The 13,530-nt window shown below is 68.7% G+C and carries 7 protein-coding genes; 2 read left to right on the top strand and 5 right to left on the bottom strand.

The window, feature by feature from the left end:
- Positions 1-79 precede the first annotated feature (79 nt).
- Entirely contained in the window at positions 80-517 is a 438-nt protein-coding gene (locus Cba03nite_RS10280) for a DUF4265 domain-containing protein (protein WP_203744578.1), read from the bottom strand.
- Positions 518-668: 151 nt separating this feature from the next.
- Here Cba03nite_RS10280 and Cba03nite_RS10275 point away from each other — a divergent pair, with 151 nt between their 5' ends.
- Both Cba03nite_RS10275 and Cba03nite_RS10270 read left to right on the top strand, forming a co-directional pair.
- On the top strand, positions 669-2,579 hold the full coding sequence (locus Cba03nite_RS10275; protein WP_203744576.1) for a M4 family metallopeptidase: 1,911 nt from the start codon (positions 669-671) through the stop codon (positions 2,577-2,579).
- Positions 2,580-2,671: 92 nt separating this feature from the next.
- Positions 2,672-3,097 carry a Calx-beta domain-containing protein gene (locus Cba03nite_RS10270; RefSeq protein ID WP_203744574.1) on the top strand — a complete coding sequence of 142 codons (426 nt, stop codon included), beginning with the start codon at positions 2,672-2,674 and terminating at the stop codon, positions 3,095-3,097.
- Positions 3,098-3,165: 68 nt separating this feature from the next.
- On the opposite strand, the gene Cba03nite_RS10265 is transcribed toward Cba03nite_RS10270, so the two are convergent.
- The 4 genes from Cba03nite_RS10265 to Cba03nite_RS10250 form a co-directional block, all read right to left on the bottom strand.
- On the bottom strand, positions 3,166-6,228 hold the full coding sequence (locus Cba03nite_RS10265) for an AfsR/SARP family transcriptional regulator (RefSeq protein WP_203744572.1): 3,063 nt from the start codon (positions 6,226-6,228) through the stop codon (positions 3,166-3,168).
- A gap of 360 nt (positions 6,229-6,588) precedes the next feature.
- Positions 6,589-8,940, bottom strand: coding sequence for a DEAD/DEAH box helicase (locus tag Cba03nite_RS10260; RefSeq protein WP_203744570.1), 2,352 nt, complete (start codon positions 8,938-8,940; stop codon positions 6,589-6,591).
- Complete coding sequence (locus Cba03nite_RS10255; RefSeq protein ID WP_203744568.1) at positions 8,885-10,231, bottom strand: ATP-binding protein; 1,347 nt, start codon at positions 10,229-10,231, stop codon at positions 8,885-8,887. Before Cba03nite_RS10255 ends, Cba03nite_RS10260 begins: the two co-directional genes overlap by 56 nt.
- Positions 10,228-13,296, bottom strand: coding sequence for a tellurite resistance TerB family protein (locus tag Cba03nite_RS10250; protein WP_203744566.1), 3,069 nt, complete (start codon positions 13,294-13,296; stop codon positions 10,228-10,230). Before Cba03nite_RS10250 ends, Cba03nite_RS10255 begins: the two co-directional genes overlap by 4 nt.
- Between the last annotated feature and the right edge of the window lie 234 nt (positions 13,297-13,530).

Here is a 13,530-nt window from a genome sequence, read left to right as displayed (position 1 = left end):
GCGCGCTGAGCAAAGCTCCCGTCCCGTCGTTGCGACGACGTGACGGGAGCTTCCGCATGGGCGGCGGGCGGCCTGCGGGTCAGCGGGTGCCGAGCTGCCACTCCAGGCCGGGGATCTGCTCGGCGGCCGCGGCCATGATCGCCTCAAGCTCGGCGGACTCGACGGTGCTGGGCACGGTCGCCACGGCGAACTGCCGCTGCGGCGGCGCCTCGACGTAGCCGCCGACCGACTCGAACGCCTTGGCCAGCCACGCCAGCGCGTGCTCGTCCAGCGCCGGGTCGGCGTACACCTGCACGCAGTCGTTCGGGCCGCGGCGCACCACGTGGAAGCCGTTCGCCTGGATGACGACGACGTCGCCGGCGGCGGCGCCGGTGACCACGCCGGGGCTGCCGAGCAGCTCGATGAGCCCGCCGGGCAGCTGCCGCGCGGGCAGCACCTCGGTGATCAGCTCGCCGTCGGGCTCGACGGTGGTGAGACGGATGTGGCCGTACGAGTCGTCGGCGTCGTGCTCGGTCATGGCGGGGATCATGCCAGCCGCACCCGGTCCGGCGGAAGCGGCCCCGCCCGGCTGCCACGGCGCGGACCTGCGGCACAACCCTGCCACAACCCCGTGACAGCCGCGCCCGCGTACCCCTGTGGGCAACTCGACGTTCGAAAGGTTGGTCGTGATGAGACGGATCCCCCTGGCGCTCGCCGCGGTGCTGCTGTGCGGCAGCGCGGTGGCGCTGTCCGTGCCCGCACAGGCGGCGGGCACCCCCGAGGACACGGCGATCGCCCGTGCCCTGGACGCCATCAAGCGAAACCCGGAGGCGGTGCGCACGGCCGAGGGCGACCGGTACGAGGTGTGGAAGGCGAACGTCACCGAGACCGGCGCCGCCCACGTCCGCTTCACCCGGCTCTTCAAGGGCCTGCCCGTGACCGGCGGCGACTTCGTCGTCCACCTCACCCCCGACGGCTCCTTCGACGGGGTGTCGGTGTCGCTGGAGAAGCCCCTGGCGGTCGACACCACCCCGAAGCTGACCGCGGAGCAGGCCGCGGCAGCGGCGAAGGAGCAGCTCAAGGCCAAGGAGGTGGGCACGCCGCAGCTGCTCGTCGATGCCGCGGGCGGCGCCGGCCGGCTGGCCTGGCAGCTGCCGGTGACGCTGGAGGCGGGCGCGGCGGACGCGACCGTCGACGCGACCGAGGGCCGGGTGCTGCGCGCCCTGCCGGACGAGCACACCGCGACGGGCACCGGCAACAGCATCTACAGCGGCACCGTCACCCTGAGCACCTCGGCCGCGGGGCTGCTCGGCTACCGCACGATCGACCCGCTGCGCGGCAACTCCCGCACGTGCAACCTCAACCACGCCTGGTCGGGGACCTGCACCACGTTCAGCGACTTCAACAACGTGTGGGGCGACGGCAACCCGCTGACCGCGCAGACCGCGGCGGTCGACGTGCACTACGGCGCGGCCAACGCCTGGGACTACTTCAAGAACCGGCAGGGCCGCAACGGCATCTTCGGCGACGGCACCGGCGTCGAGTCGCGGGTGCACCGCGGCACCGGCTGGGTCAACGCGAGCTGGAGCCTGAGCCAGAAGGTCATGCAGTACGGCGACGGCGTGAACGACGCCAGCCCGCTGGTGGCGCTGGACGTGGTCGGGCACGAGATGACCCACGGCGTGAACCAGGCCGAGATCCCGCCGGACGGCATGCTCTACACGGGCGAGTCGGGCGGGCTCAACGAGACCACCAGCGACATCTTCGGCACGATGGCCGAGTTCTACGCGGCCAACGCCAGCGACCCGGCCGACTATGAGATCGGCGAGGAGCTGGACCTGTTCGGCAACGGCGAGCCGCTGCGCTACATGAACCAGCCGTCGCTGGACGGCGCCTCGGTGGACTGCTACTACAACGGCGTCGGCAACCTCGACGTGCACTACTCCTCGGGCGTGGGCAACCACTTCTTCTTCCTGCTCGCCGAGGGCAGCGGCAACACCCCGTACGGCAGCAGCACCACCTGCAACAACTCCAGCCTGGTCGGCATCGGCCGGACGAAGGCCGCGAAGATCTGGTACCACGCGCTGCGGCACTACTTCACCGCCGGTGAGTCGTTCAAGAACGCCCGCTCGGACACGCTGGCGGCCACGGCCGAGCTGTACGGCAAGTGCGGCACCACGTACCGCAGCGTGGCGCGGGCGTGGGCGGCGGTCGGCGTCGGCTCGGCGCTGCCGATCGAGTGCCTGATCATCCCGGTCTGGGACCTGGTGTGGGAGGAGTGGCCGCGCAATCCGATCCCGGACCCGGGCCCGTACAAGTGGCTGCACAAGATCCAGGAGAAGGGCAGCCTGGAGACGATCGAGGTGGGCGTCAACATCACCCACCCGCGCCGCGGTGACCTGCGCATCTCGCTGGTCTCGCCGGCCGGCAAGGAGTACCTGATCAAGGCGCAGAACCGGGAGGACCGGGAGGCCGACGTGACCGAGGTGTTCCCGGTCCGGCTGGGCGGCGTCGCCGAGCCCGGCGAGTGGACCCTGGTCGTCGAGGACGTGGTCAAGGGCGAGAGCGGCCACGTGCGCGGCTGGAGCCTGCTCTACTGATCGACTGAGCACCGGGTGCCTGGTCGCCGGCCGCAGGGCCGGTGGCCAGGCACACAACCTTTCCACAACCCGCCCGGCCTACGGTGCCGGGCATGAACCGCTTCGTGCGCTGGCTCAGCGCCTCAGCTCTGGCACTGTTGGCGACGATCGTCCTGCTGCCGCAGCCCGCGGCCGCCGCTCCCATCCCGTGCGGGCACGACTGCCTGGGCATCTCCCGTGACGCGATCTGCTGGGAGAAGGAGTGGTGCGCCGTCCCCATCGAGATCAAGGGCACGCTCCCCAAGGAGGGGTATGCGCTGCCGTACCGCACCGCCGACGGCACCGCGTCGGCCCCGGCCGACTACACCGAGGTGCGCGAGGGCGTGCTGTGGCTCAAACCCGGTGGCTCCCTGCAGCTGGAGGTCTTCGTCGAGGGCGACAGCGTGCGTGAGCGCGGCGAGACCTTCCTGATCGAGTACCTGGACCGCGAGGGCCGCGTCGTGGCCACCGCCACCGTCGTCATCCGCGACGGCGTCTAGGCGCCAGACCCCTCCTCGGGATACGAGGCCCCGCCCGAGCCGGCTGCTCGGGCGGGGCCTCGGTGTGTTCAGACCAGGGTCGCCGCGAGGCGGTCGGCCTCGTCGGTGGCGTCGGCCTTGCGGAACAGGTCCACGGCGAGCTGCCACTGCTCCCGGGCGGCGTCGGCGTCGCCGGTGCGGTGCGCCAGGTCGCCCAGGTCGCGGGCCAGCTCGGCGGCCTCGTACGGGTCGGGCGCGCGGTCGCGCACCGCCTGCGCCAGCCGCAGGTAGCCGCCCGCCGCGACGGTGTCGTCGTGGCGCAGGTGGGTGCGGCCGATGTTGGCCAGCGCGGTGGCCTCCAGGTGCCGGTCGGCCAGCTCCCGGCTCAGCGCCAGCGCCTGCCCGAACTCGGCGAGCGCGGCGGCCCGGTCCCCGCCGCGCAGGTGCGCCACACCGATGGTGTTACGGGTGGCGGCCTCGTGGCGGCGGTCGCCGCTGTGCCGGCGTACGGCCAGCGCCCGCCCGAGGTGCTCCAGCGCCGCGCCGAAGTCGTCCAGGGCCAGGTGCGCCTGTCCGAGGCCGCTCAGCGCGGCCGCCTCCAGCCGGGCGTTGGGCAGCTCCCCGGCCGCGGCCAGGGCCCGGGTCAGGTATTCGGCGCCCAGCTCGGGCAGTCCCATCCGGACGTACACGTCGCCGATGTTGTTGAGCGCCAGCGCCACCCCGAGCCCGTTGCCGATCGACGTGTGCAGCGTCAGCGCCTGCTGGTAGGCCTGCACCGCGTCGTCGAAGCGGCGCAGCCCCGCGCTCGCCACCGCGATGTTGTTGTGCGCGTGGCCCTCGCCGCGTACGTCGCCGCAGCGGCGCATCAGCGCCAGCGCCGAGCGCAGCACGTCCAGCGCCTCGTCGAAGCGGCGCGTCATGATGAGGGCGACGCCGAGCCCGCTGCGCATCAGGCCCTCGGCGGCCGGGTCGCCGGTGCGGGCCGCCGCGGCGACACCCCACCGGCACAGGTCGACCCGTTCCTCCCAGTGCCCGCGCGAGTCGAAGAACCCGGTCAGCAGGTACGTCAGCTGCCAGGCGGCGGTGTCGTGGCCGTGCTCGGCGGCGTGGCGCACCACGGCGAGCATGCCCGCCCGCTCCCGGTCGAGGAAGTCCAGCGCGGCGTGGTGGTCGGCGGGGAACGGCAGCTGCGCCGGGGGGTGGGCCAGCACGGGGGTGACCCGGTCGCGGCCCGGGTCGACCAGGCGGTTGGCCGCGTCCGCGACGGCCGTGTGCCAGTCGACGATCCGGGCCAGCGCCTCGTCGCGGGCCGGCGCCGGCTCCTCGCTCAGGGCGCGCTCGCGGGCATACAGCCGCAGCAGGTCGTGGCAGCGGAACCGGTCCGGCCCGGCCTCGGCGACCAGGTGCGCGGCGACCAGCTCGTCGAGCACCCGCCGCGCCCCCGCGGGCGCCGTCCCGGTGACCGCCGCCGCCAGGTGCGCGGTGAACGTCGGTCCCGGATGCAGGCCGAGCAGGCGGAACAGGCGCGCCGCCGGTCCGGGCAGCGACCGGTACGCCGACGCGAACACCGTACGCACGCTGCGGCTGTCGCCGGGGACGGAGAGCCCGTCCAGCCGGTCGTCGTCGGCCAGCTCCTCGGCCAGCTCCGTGAGGGTGCGCCCGGGGCGGGCGGTGAGCTTGGCCGCGGCGATGCGCAGCGCCAGCGGCATCCCGCCGCACAGCGCGGCGAGCCGGGCCGCCCCGGCCGGTTCGCGGTCCACCCGGTCGCGCCCGAGCACCTCGGCGAGCAGCGCGACCGCCTCGTGCCGGTCGAGGGCGTCCAGGCCGACCGCGTGTACGGCGTGGTGGGTGCTCAGCCCGGTGGGCTGGCTGCGGCTGGTGACCAGCAGCAGGCTCGACGGGCTCGGCGGCACCAGCGGCAGCAGCTGGTCGGCCCCGCCCGCGTTGTCCAGCAGCACCAGCACCCGGCGCTCGCGCAGCAGCGTGCGGTAGAGCGCGGCGCGGGCGGGCAGCTCGGCGGGCACCCGCCCGGCGGGCACGCCCAGGCTGCTCAGCAGCTGGGCCAGCGCCTCGGCCGGGCCGAGCGCGGCGGCCGGGTCGTGCCCGGCCAGGTCGAGGAACAGCTGCCCGTCGGGGAAGTGGGCGAGCGCGGTGTGCGCCCACTGCAGCGCCAGGGCGGTCTTGCCCATGCCCGCGGGCCCGGCCACGAACGCGATCCGCGGCTGCGGGCCCCGCTGCGCCAGCACCCCGTCCAGTGCGGACAGTGCCGTGTCCCGGCCGGTGAAGTGCCCGGCCGGGCTGGGCAGCTCCGTGGGCACCGGCTCGCCGGTCCCGGCGGGCGGCTCCGTCGCGGCAGGCTCGGGCACGGGTCCGGTGTGGTCCAGTGCCGGGTCCTCGCGCAGGATCGCGGTGTGCAGGCGCTGCAGGTCCGGGCCCGGGTCGGTGCCCAGCTCCTCGGCCAGGAACGCGCGCAGCCGCCGGTATGCGTCCAGCGCGTCGGCGGCCCGGCCGCAGCGGTAGAGGGCCAGCATGGACAGCCCGACCAGGCGTTCCCGGTGCGGCTGGGTCACCAGCAGCCGCTCCAGCTCGCCGACCGCGGCGCGGTGGCGGCCCAGCCGCAGCTCGGCGTCCCACAGCTCCTCGACCGCGCACAGGCGCACCTCGTTGAGCCGCGCCGCCTCGGCCGCGGCCCAGCCGGTGGGCTCGCCGTCGACGAGCGCGTCGCCGCGCCACAGCGCCAGACCCTCGCGCAGCTCACGGGCGGCCTGTTCGGGCGCACTGGCGCCGAGGTGGCGGCGCGCGGCGGCCACCTTGGACTCGAACAGGAACGCGTCCACCGACTGCGCCGGGATGTCGAGCACGTATCCGGCGTGCCGGGTGTGCAGGGTGCCGGGCAGCCCGCACGCCTCCAGCGCCTGGCGTACCCGCGCGATGTGGCTGTGCAGCGTCTTCACCGCCGTGCGCGGCGGATCCCAGCCCCACAGCGCGTCGATGAGCCGCGGCTGGTGCACCACGGTGCCTGCGTTCATCGCCAGCACCGCGAGCAGGGCCCGCTGGCGGGCGCCGGACAGCGCCGCCGGGCCGTCGGCCCCGGCCACCTCGATGGGCCCGAGAATGCGTACCCCCGCCGGTCCGGCCCTGGTGGGACTCATCGCCGACTCCTTCCCCGACACCCGCCCGCAGCCCCGGGCCAGGCCGCGGCATCACGTCGCCCCCAGGTTGGCAAAGCCCTCGCCTGTCCCGCCCCACTCTGTCGCCATGCCGTCGAAACCGAAAGGAAGGGCACCTTCTTAACGCTATAGGGGGTCCACGCGGATCCGCATCGCACCTTGCGGCCCGCGTGCTCATCCTTTCGGAACAGGTCGCCCTACCTACGCCTGCCCGTCGACACCCCACGAAGTAGTAGTCGCGCCACGAGTGGTCCCGGAATGCGAACTCCTCCGGGACCACTCCCTACGTACGTCAGGAAGCCGCCGGCCGCCGGCCCAGACCGCCAAGGTCTACGGCGCAACTCATAGCTCTGCGTCGACTGCACGTGGCGGCGAACTTGCGATCATGGTGAGTGTGTCCCAAGCGCCATCGATATCGAATGCTCTCGCTGCGTAGGCGCGGTCGAGTAGCTCATCGCTGAGGTAGCCGTCGTACTTGTCGCGGGCCTTGCCGTCCGCTACGGCCGCGAGCGCCTCAGCAGTCGGCTTCGACTCACCTGCGAGCCGAGCGACGAGCCGGTGCAGGTCATCTGGCCTCGTTCTATGAACTGTCAATGCCAGGCCATCAAGTCCGACCTCGAGATCTCGCGATGCCAGGACAACGGCAATAGTGTTCATGATCCGGTCACCCCGCCATGGGAAGAGAAGCACGTCTCCTCCCCAACCGAAGATCATGGAGTGGGCATGGCCCTGGCGCTGGAAGGCCGATCGACCTTCAATGAATAGATCTTGCGCGCCATTGTCGAGGTATCGGGGCACGACGTCGGAGGAGTAAAGCGCTCGCATCGTGCGCCGTACCTCATCGGCGACCTCTCCGCCACCGCCGAAGAACTTCGGCGGTCGACCAGCGCCAGCCTGAGTCAGGTCGATGACCTTCTGCCTGTCATCCACATTGAGGATCTTCCAACGCCGTCCGGCGAAGATCAGGAGCGCGCCAGGCAGAATGCTTTGGTCTACAGGTACGGAGCCGATCGTCTGCCCGTTGCTGACGAGCCGGTACTCGACTGGTGTCTGGAAGGCAGTGTAGAACGTGTAGTGGTTGATCACCCGCTCGCCGTGTATGCCCGGAAGTAGCATGCCCCGGCCATCCTGAGTCAGCAGGTCATGCTGCCCCATCGCGCGAAGCAGAGCGGTAAAGGTATACCGATCAACCTGAGCGAACGGCCCATGGCCGCACAATGCGCCATAGAGCTGTTGTGCATCGGCACCCCCGTGCTGCGCTATTACTGAGAGAATCTGTTGAATCAGCGTAGAGAGGTGTAGTTCGCCGACATATGGATGCTCGTAGCGACCCTGCAGTAGCATTTCGACGATTGCGGCACTCTGGAACGTCTCTGCGCGGAGAAGGTCGACGGGAGGTGTCGAGTTAGTAAGTTCCGGCTCGGAGACGTAGATGCGCAGGATAGCGCTCTTCCCGTCACGCCGCCCTGACCGCCCGAGACGTTGGCGAAGGCCGGCGACACTTGCCGGGGCGCGGATCTGCGCGATGGAGTCGACCGAGCCGATGTCAATTCCCATCTCAAGGGTTGATGTACACACGGCAGATGCGGGTGAAGATCCGTCCTTGAGCCGGCCCTCGACGTGCTCGCGGATCTCCTTCGAGAGATTGCCGTGGTGTGCAAAGAACTCGGTCGCAACGCGCGCTTCCGCGCATAGTCTGTTTAGGAGGTCTGTGTAGATCTCGACGTCGCGCCGGGTATTTGCGAATATCAGGTTGTCTGTCCCGCGCAACGTCTGGAAGAGGTGGGCAGCGATCGCGGCCTTGTCATACTCGCTGCTCTCGTCGTCCCTTGGCGCAGCGGCGTCCGATCCCGTCGCGGTGTTCGTCGCTCGGCTCGGCTCGGCGCACTTGTATCCCTTCAATACGAGTTTGATCTCGACATCACCGTCTACCGCCTTGATCCTTTCGACCTCGGCACCTTTCCGTGGCCGAAGGAAGTCTGCGGCCGTGGAGAAGTCGCCCAATGTCGCTGACAGCGCGATGCGAGGAACGCGGCGACGAACGACCAGTTCGATGCGGTGCAGGAGCGACTGTAGCTGAGCACCCCGCTCAGTACCGATGAACGAATGAAGTTCGTCGACGACGATGTACTGCAGACCTCCGAACAACGTCGCCAAGCTGGAACCGTGGTTGACGAACAGCGACTCGACAGACTCGGGCGTGATAAGCAGAATGCCATCTGGATTGCGGACCACTCTGGACTTCTGGGAACTGGCGACGTCACCATGCCACCGGTGCACCGGCAGGTCGAGATCCTCGCATAGACCTGTAAGACGCATATATTGATCGTTGATCAAGGCCTTTAGTGGACTGATGTACAGCGCCTTTACTCCGGGTACCTGGTCTCGGCGATGCTCGGCTCCGAAGAGCAGCGCAGAGCAGATCGGGAGCCATGCGGCCTCAGTCTTACCGCTTGCGGTCGCGGCCGCGATGATGACGTCGCGGCCGCCGGCGAGGATCGGCTCGACCGCCTTCTCCTGCGCCTCACGAAGACGTGTCCAGCCCTTGGCGTAGACCCAACGCTGGACCTTCTGATGCAAGATGTCGAACGCCGCCGAAGCGTTGGCCCGTGGAGCATGCTCGGGTCCGAAGCGCAGGTCAGAGTCGGAAGGTAGCGAGTTCGTCATCAGGCGCGCCTGCGATGGCTGGCTCATCGGTGGTGTCGAGTGGTTCAAAATCGGGATCGGTTTCGGGAGCGATCGTCACCGCGCCTAGAAGCGCTCGCCAGTCCTGTCCGGGATTCTGTTCGAGTACGGCGAGCAGGTCGAGGAAGGCCTTGATGGTGTTACGGGGCGTGCGGAAGTAGGTGTCGCCAACGCGAGCAGCGCAATGACTCATGAAGGCCTGTAGTCCCTCGTCGGGCAGCAGGTACGCGCTCGGGTCGCCGCTGGCTTGCACGTGACGCAGGTTTCGCAGCAGGAGGTAGAAGTCCTCGGGCGAGAGGTTGGCTAGGCGGATCACGGGCCCGGAGTAGTCCACGAGCCCGTCGCGAGCGAAGGTGTTCTCCGCCAGCCGTGACTGAAGCGCTGCATACGAGTAGAGGCCCCGCCGGGTGTCGAGCAGGAAGTCGGGAGTTCCCCCGAAAACGAAGCCGATATGCGAGGCGGCACCCTGCAGGCTGTCGTTGAGGATGCGCAGAATCTGCTCGTAGTTGGCGTTGCGGGCTTGCGTGTTGGCGAGTTTGTAGAGGTTGACCATCTCGTCGAGGCAGACGAGCAGGCCGTCGAAGCCGGCCATGCACACGAAACGGGACAATAGTTTCAAATTGTCGTAGAAGCTGGAGTCGTCGACGATCGTGCGCACGCCGAGCGCGTTGCGCGCGTCGGTTCGGGTGGCGAACTCGCCGCGCAGCCAGCGGACCGCGTCGTTCTTCAGCTGTTCATTTCCGGTGTCGTGGCCCTGCCAGTACTTCGCCACAACATCGGCAAAGTCGTAACCGCCGGTGAGTTCGGAGAGGCTGTCCAGCCGCTGACGGATCACGACCTGCGGGCTCTGCCCCGAGTCGCGGGCCTGTGTCAATGCCTGCGAGACGAAACGCTCGACCACCGACGCGACGGCGCCGCCGTCGGGCTTGGCACGGGTAGCCATGTTTCGCATCAGTTCGGCGTACAGGCTGCGGGCCTGACCGCCGGTTGCGTGGAGTCGGCGATCCGGCGACAGGTCAGCGTGGACGGTGACCAGCCGCTTCTCCATAGCGATGGAGCGAACCAGGTGGAGGAAGAAGGTCTTGCCGGAGCCGTACTCGCCGATGATGAACCGGCTCCCCGCGCCACCATCGGTGATGCGCGAGATGTCGGTGAGGAGTGCCTTCACCTCTTCGAAGCGACCGACCTGTACGTGTTGATGTCCGATCCGCGGCACCACTCCCGCACGGAGTGACTGGATGATCGCGTCACGTTCGCGGGGACGGATGCGTGGGGGCGTACCGGCCATGTGGTCGATCATCGGCTCATCTCTCCAAACGCGTACTGGTTGATCTGAAGGTCGCCGTCGTCCTCGATGACCGGCTCGCCGGCCTTCTCATACGCGGCTTCGTTAAGCACGTCAATGGCGCCGTCGGGCATCAGTCCATGACGAGCCGCCAGGTCCTCGAATCCGGCACGGGTCCACGACGGTTTGCTGGCCAGGTCGCGAAGGAGCGCGCCGTGGCCACTGTCGAGTCCGGCTATGCGATCAGCTTGCTCGGACGAGGCGTTAGGGTCGGCAGAGGTGACCCACGTCGTCGGTGAAGTGTTCACCATCACGTCATCGTCGGTAAAGATGCTCGACAACAGTGCCGACACCGTCGCGGTTTCGTGGAGCTTCACGGCGATCGCCTCGGAGTCGAGCGTGAATGCGTCAGAAGGAGGCGGCACCGACGCGGAGGCCGGTCGCCGGGTTGCGGTTGCCAGCTGGTTGGAACTTGACGGCGGAATCACAGGTATCGCGTACTCGATCGGCGCCTGTGAGGCCGGGCGGACCACCACGGGGCCGATCGCGGGCGTCGGGCGATTGGCCGATGGTGGCCTACTCGCTGCGTGATGGAGTTTGCCGAAGACCGTTGCCGGATCGAGGCCGAGAAGCCCGTAGATTTTCGACAGCGTCGCGACCTCCTCCGGCGAGATCACCCCGTCAGCTGCTGCAACTGTTACGAGGAAGTCACCGATCTCCACGAGTCGGTCGGGAGCCAGCGCTTCTACCCGCTTCTTGACGCCCGCCAGCTTGACACCGCTCACGATGAGCCAGTGGAGGTGTGCCTCCAGGCGTACCTGTTCGGAGCGGTTGAGCTCCAGTGCGTGCTTGAGATGCGAGAGGAGGTGTTCTTGCTCCTCAACGCTCACCTCTCCATCGGCGGCGCTGACCGCCACTGCCAACAGCAGAAGTGTTGCTGCGGCTGTGTAGGCGGGTCCCGCCGTACGCGACGTCTCGCCCTCGTCGCGAAACAGCACTGCGGTCTGGGCCAGCGCGGGACCACCGAATCGGATGTCCGGCTCGATGCCGAATCCAAGGCGAGACAGCAGTTGCGCCAAGGCGACGAAGTCTGCCTTCGGCAGACGGGCCTGATCTGTGCCTGGCCAGAACGCGATCAGTTCGGCGCCGTTGACAACCGCAACCCTCCTACCGCCGAGGTGAGTCTCAGCCCATTGCTGCAACGCAGCCACGGTGCTGGAACGATTGTCGGCGAGCTCTGCAGGGAGAAGGGCCATGGCGGCGAGGGAGCCCCGGCCTTGCGGGTTGCGGCCGAGCCAGCGACTGTAAGCGTCTAGCTCGCCGGTGACGGAATCCACCAGGTCCGTGAGCATCCGAGTCGGTGCAGCCTGCTCGAACACGTCAGGGAAGTCTCGAAGTGGTATGTCCTGTGAGTCGATTCCAGCGCTCGCCGGATGATACGAGAGGCGCACGCGCGACTTGCCGGGTCGTAGACGAATGCCTTCGTTGAACCGCTGTGTATATCGAAGCTCAAAGAGCTTCTCGAACTCCTCCGCGCAGCGGGTCTGTGGCGTGCGGGGATAGATAGAGGGGTGATACCAGGCCCAGGCACGTGCCCAGTCGGTGGGCACAGGGGTGCCGGAAGCGGCGAACGAACCGAGGCCCAGGCGCAGCATCAAGGGAACGGACCAGTGGTCGTCGCTGAGAGCCGGCGGCCGCTTGGGAAGGGACCCGGGTGTGCTGCCCAAGCGCATTGCTCGGATCAGATCGAGAAAGCCAGAGGCGTAGGAGCGGAACGAGTCGCTACGTCCATAGACAGAGAGCAGCCTGGTGACCTCTGCCTCGATGGCGGGAAGGTCCTGGAAGGCGTTCGCATCGTGGGACAGGTCGACGAGAACCCTACGCTCAAGGCCATAGAAGTAAAGAAAGACGTAACCGATGGGTGCCTGTGGTGACCGTCGGCCGTCAGCGAGCCAGGACAGGTACGCAGCGCGAGCACGTGGGCTCAAGTCCTCATATGCAGGCCAGTAGTCGAGCCCACGGCCTTCATGGTCTGGGTTCTTGAGGTCGATGCGCAAGCTGGGGTCGATGAGGGCCGGCTCGACCATTCCGTGTACGGACTCCAGGCCTTGGCCCAGGTAGAAGAGCCCGCCATCGATCAAGAGCGGACCGAGCTGCACAGGCTGGTCGTGGGGTACCCAGTGGGCGTGTGGCCCTACCGGAAGCAGTCCGGCAACCACGGTCGTGGCACGAGCCGCCGACGGCTGCGCGGCAGCAGATGCCGGAGGCTCGCTGGCAGATCCGGACAGGCTCGGTTGTGCGGATGCCACGGGGGCAGCTGATCCCGTCGCGGCGGCGAGAAGGGACAGGAGTTCGCTGCTGCGTCGGCGGTAATCCGCCCAGAGCTGGTCGACTACCGGCTCGTCCGACAGCTTGCGAAACGCCCCGGACACCGCCATCTTGGCGGTATCTAGCCGTGGTGAGCGCATCACATCGGCGACTGCGCTCAGAGCATCACGGTCGGCGGCCCTCCCGCGTGGTGAGCGCCACAGACTCCGCCAACGGCTTGCCGCTCGACGCGCGCCGATCAGATGACCGGCGATCGCGTCATGCAGCTCGCGTGCGGCTGGCACCGTCGCGTGGATCTCGCGGCGTACAAGCGACAGACGGGCCAGTGCCAGGAGCAGCTGCGCATCGTACGGTCGAGGTCGATTGGCATCAGGACGGATGGTCACGGATGTCGCGATAGTTCGCGCCAGCGCGTCGATGGCGGTCGACACCTGGGCGACCGTTGCAGGCCCGACGCCGGGATAGTGAGCGAGCTGGTGGCGCTGCTGAACCAGCTGTCCGACCGTGCGGAAGCCGGCAGCCTGAAGTGGGCCGAGGCGCAGCCCGCCCCCGCGGACGCTGGCCCGCAAACGCGTCACGTCCGATTCGTGAAGTTGCTCCTCCACGAGGTGACGGCGCGCCAGCTCGGAGAGGTTGCGGATCTGTGCAATCTGGCTGTGCTCGGCGTGGATGAGACAGTATGCGGCGTTACGGATGTTCTCGGCATGTCCCACGAGCGTACGGGCCTCGCGGCCTGGTGCGAGATCTTCCACATCTACCTCACTTGCCTGGTTTTGGCACAGCCCACACGTGCCGGATTAGGATCGTTGCAATCGGCGCACTTCGGGTATCGGACGGACGGCCAGCCGTTGCCCTACGATTACCCCGAGTTGCCTTATCGTCGCTCGATGAGGGCCACGGTAGTAGCTCAGGTTGGAGTGCAAGGCGCCGCCTCAGCTGTCCTTTACTCACTGGTCGGCAGCCGGCCGTCGTTGTTGCATTGGCCC

This window comes from Catellatospora bangladeshensis, assembly GCF_016862575.1.
Lineage (GTDB): Bacteria > Actinomycetota > Actinomycetes > Mycobacteriales > Micromonosporaceae > Catellatospora > Catellatospora bangladeshensis.
The sequence above is the reverse complement of the archived record's forward strand: the minus strand, read 5'-3'. Positions and strand labels throughout refer to the sequence as shown.

Bases quoted from the DNA above. Each gene is read 5' to 3' on its own strand.
- Cba03nite_RS10270 (WP_203744574.1), top strand. From the start codon at position 2,672: ATGAACCGCTTCGTGCGCTGGCTCAGCGCCTCAGCTCTGGCACTGTTG.
- Cba03nite_RS10265 (WP_203744572.1), bottom strand. From the start codon at position 6,228: ATGAGTCCCACCAGGGCCGGACCGGCGGGGGTACGCATTCTCGGGCCC.
- Cba03nite_RS10280 (WP_203744578.1), bottom strand. From the start codon at position 517: ATGACCGAGCACGACGCCGACGACTCGTACGGCCACATCCGTCTCACC.
- Cba03nite_RS10275 (WP_203744576.1), top strand. From the start codon at position 669: ATGAGACGGATCCCCCTGGCGCTCGCCGCGGTGCTGCTGTGCGGCAGC.
- Cba03nite_RS10255 (WP_203744568.1), bottom strand. From the start codon at position 10,231: ATGATCGACCACATGGCCGGTACGCCCCCACGCATCCGTCCCCGCGAA.
- Cba03nite_RS10260 (WP_203744570.1), bottom strand. From the start codon at position 8,940: ATGAGCCAGCCATCGCAGGCGCGCCTGATGACGAACTCGCTACCTTCC.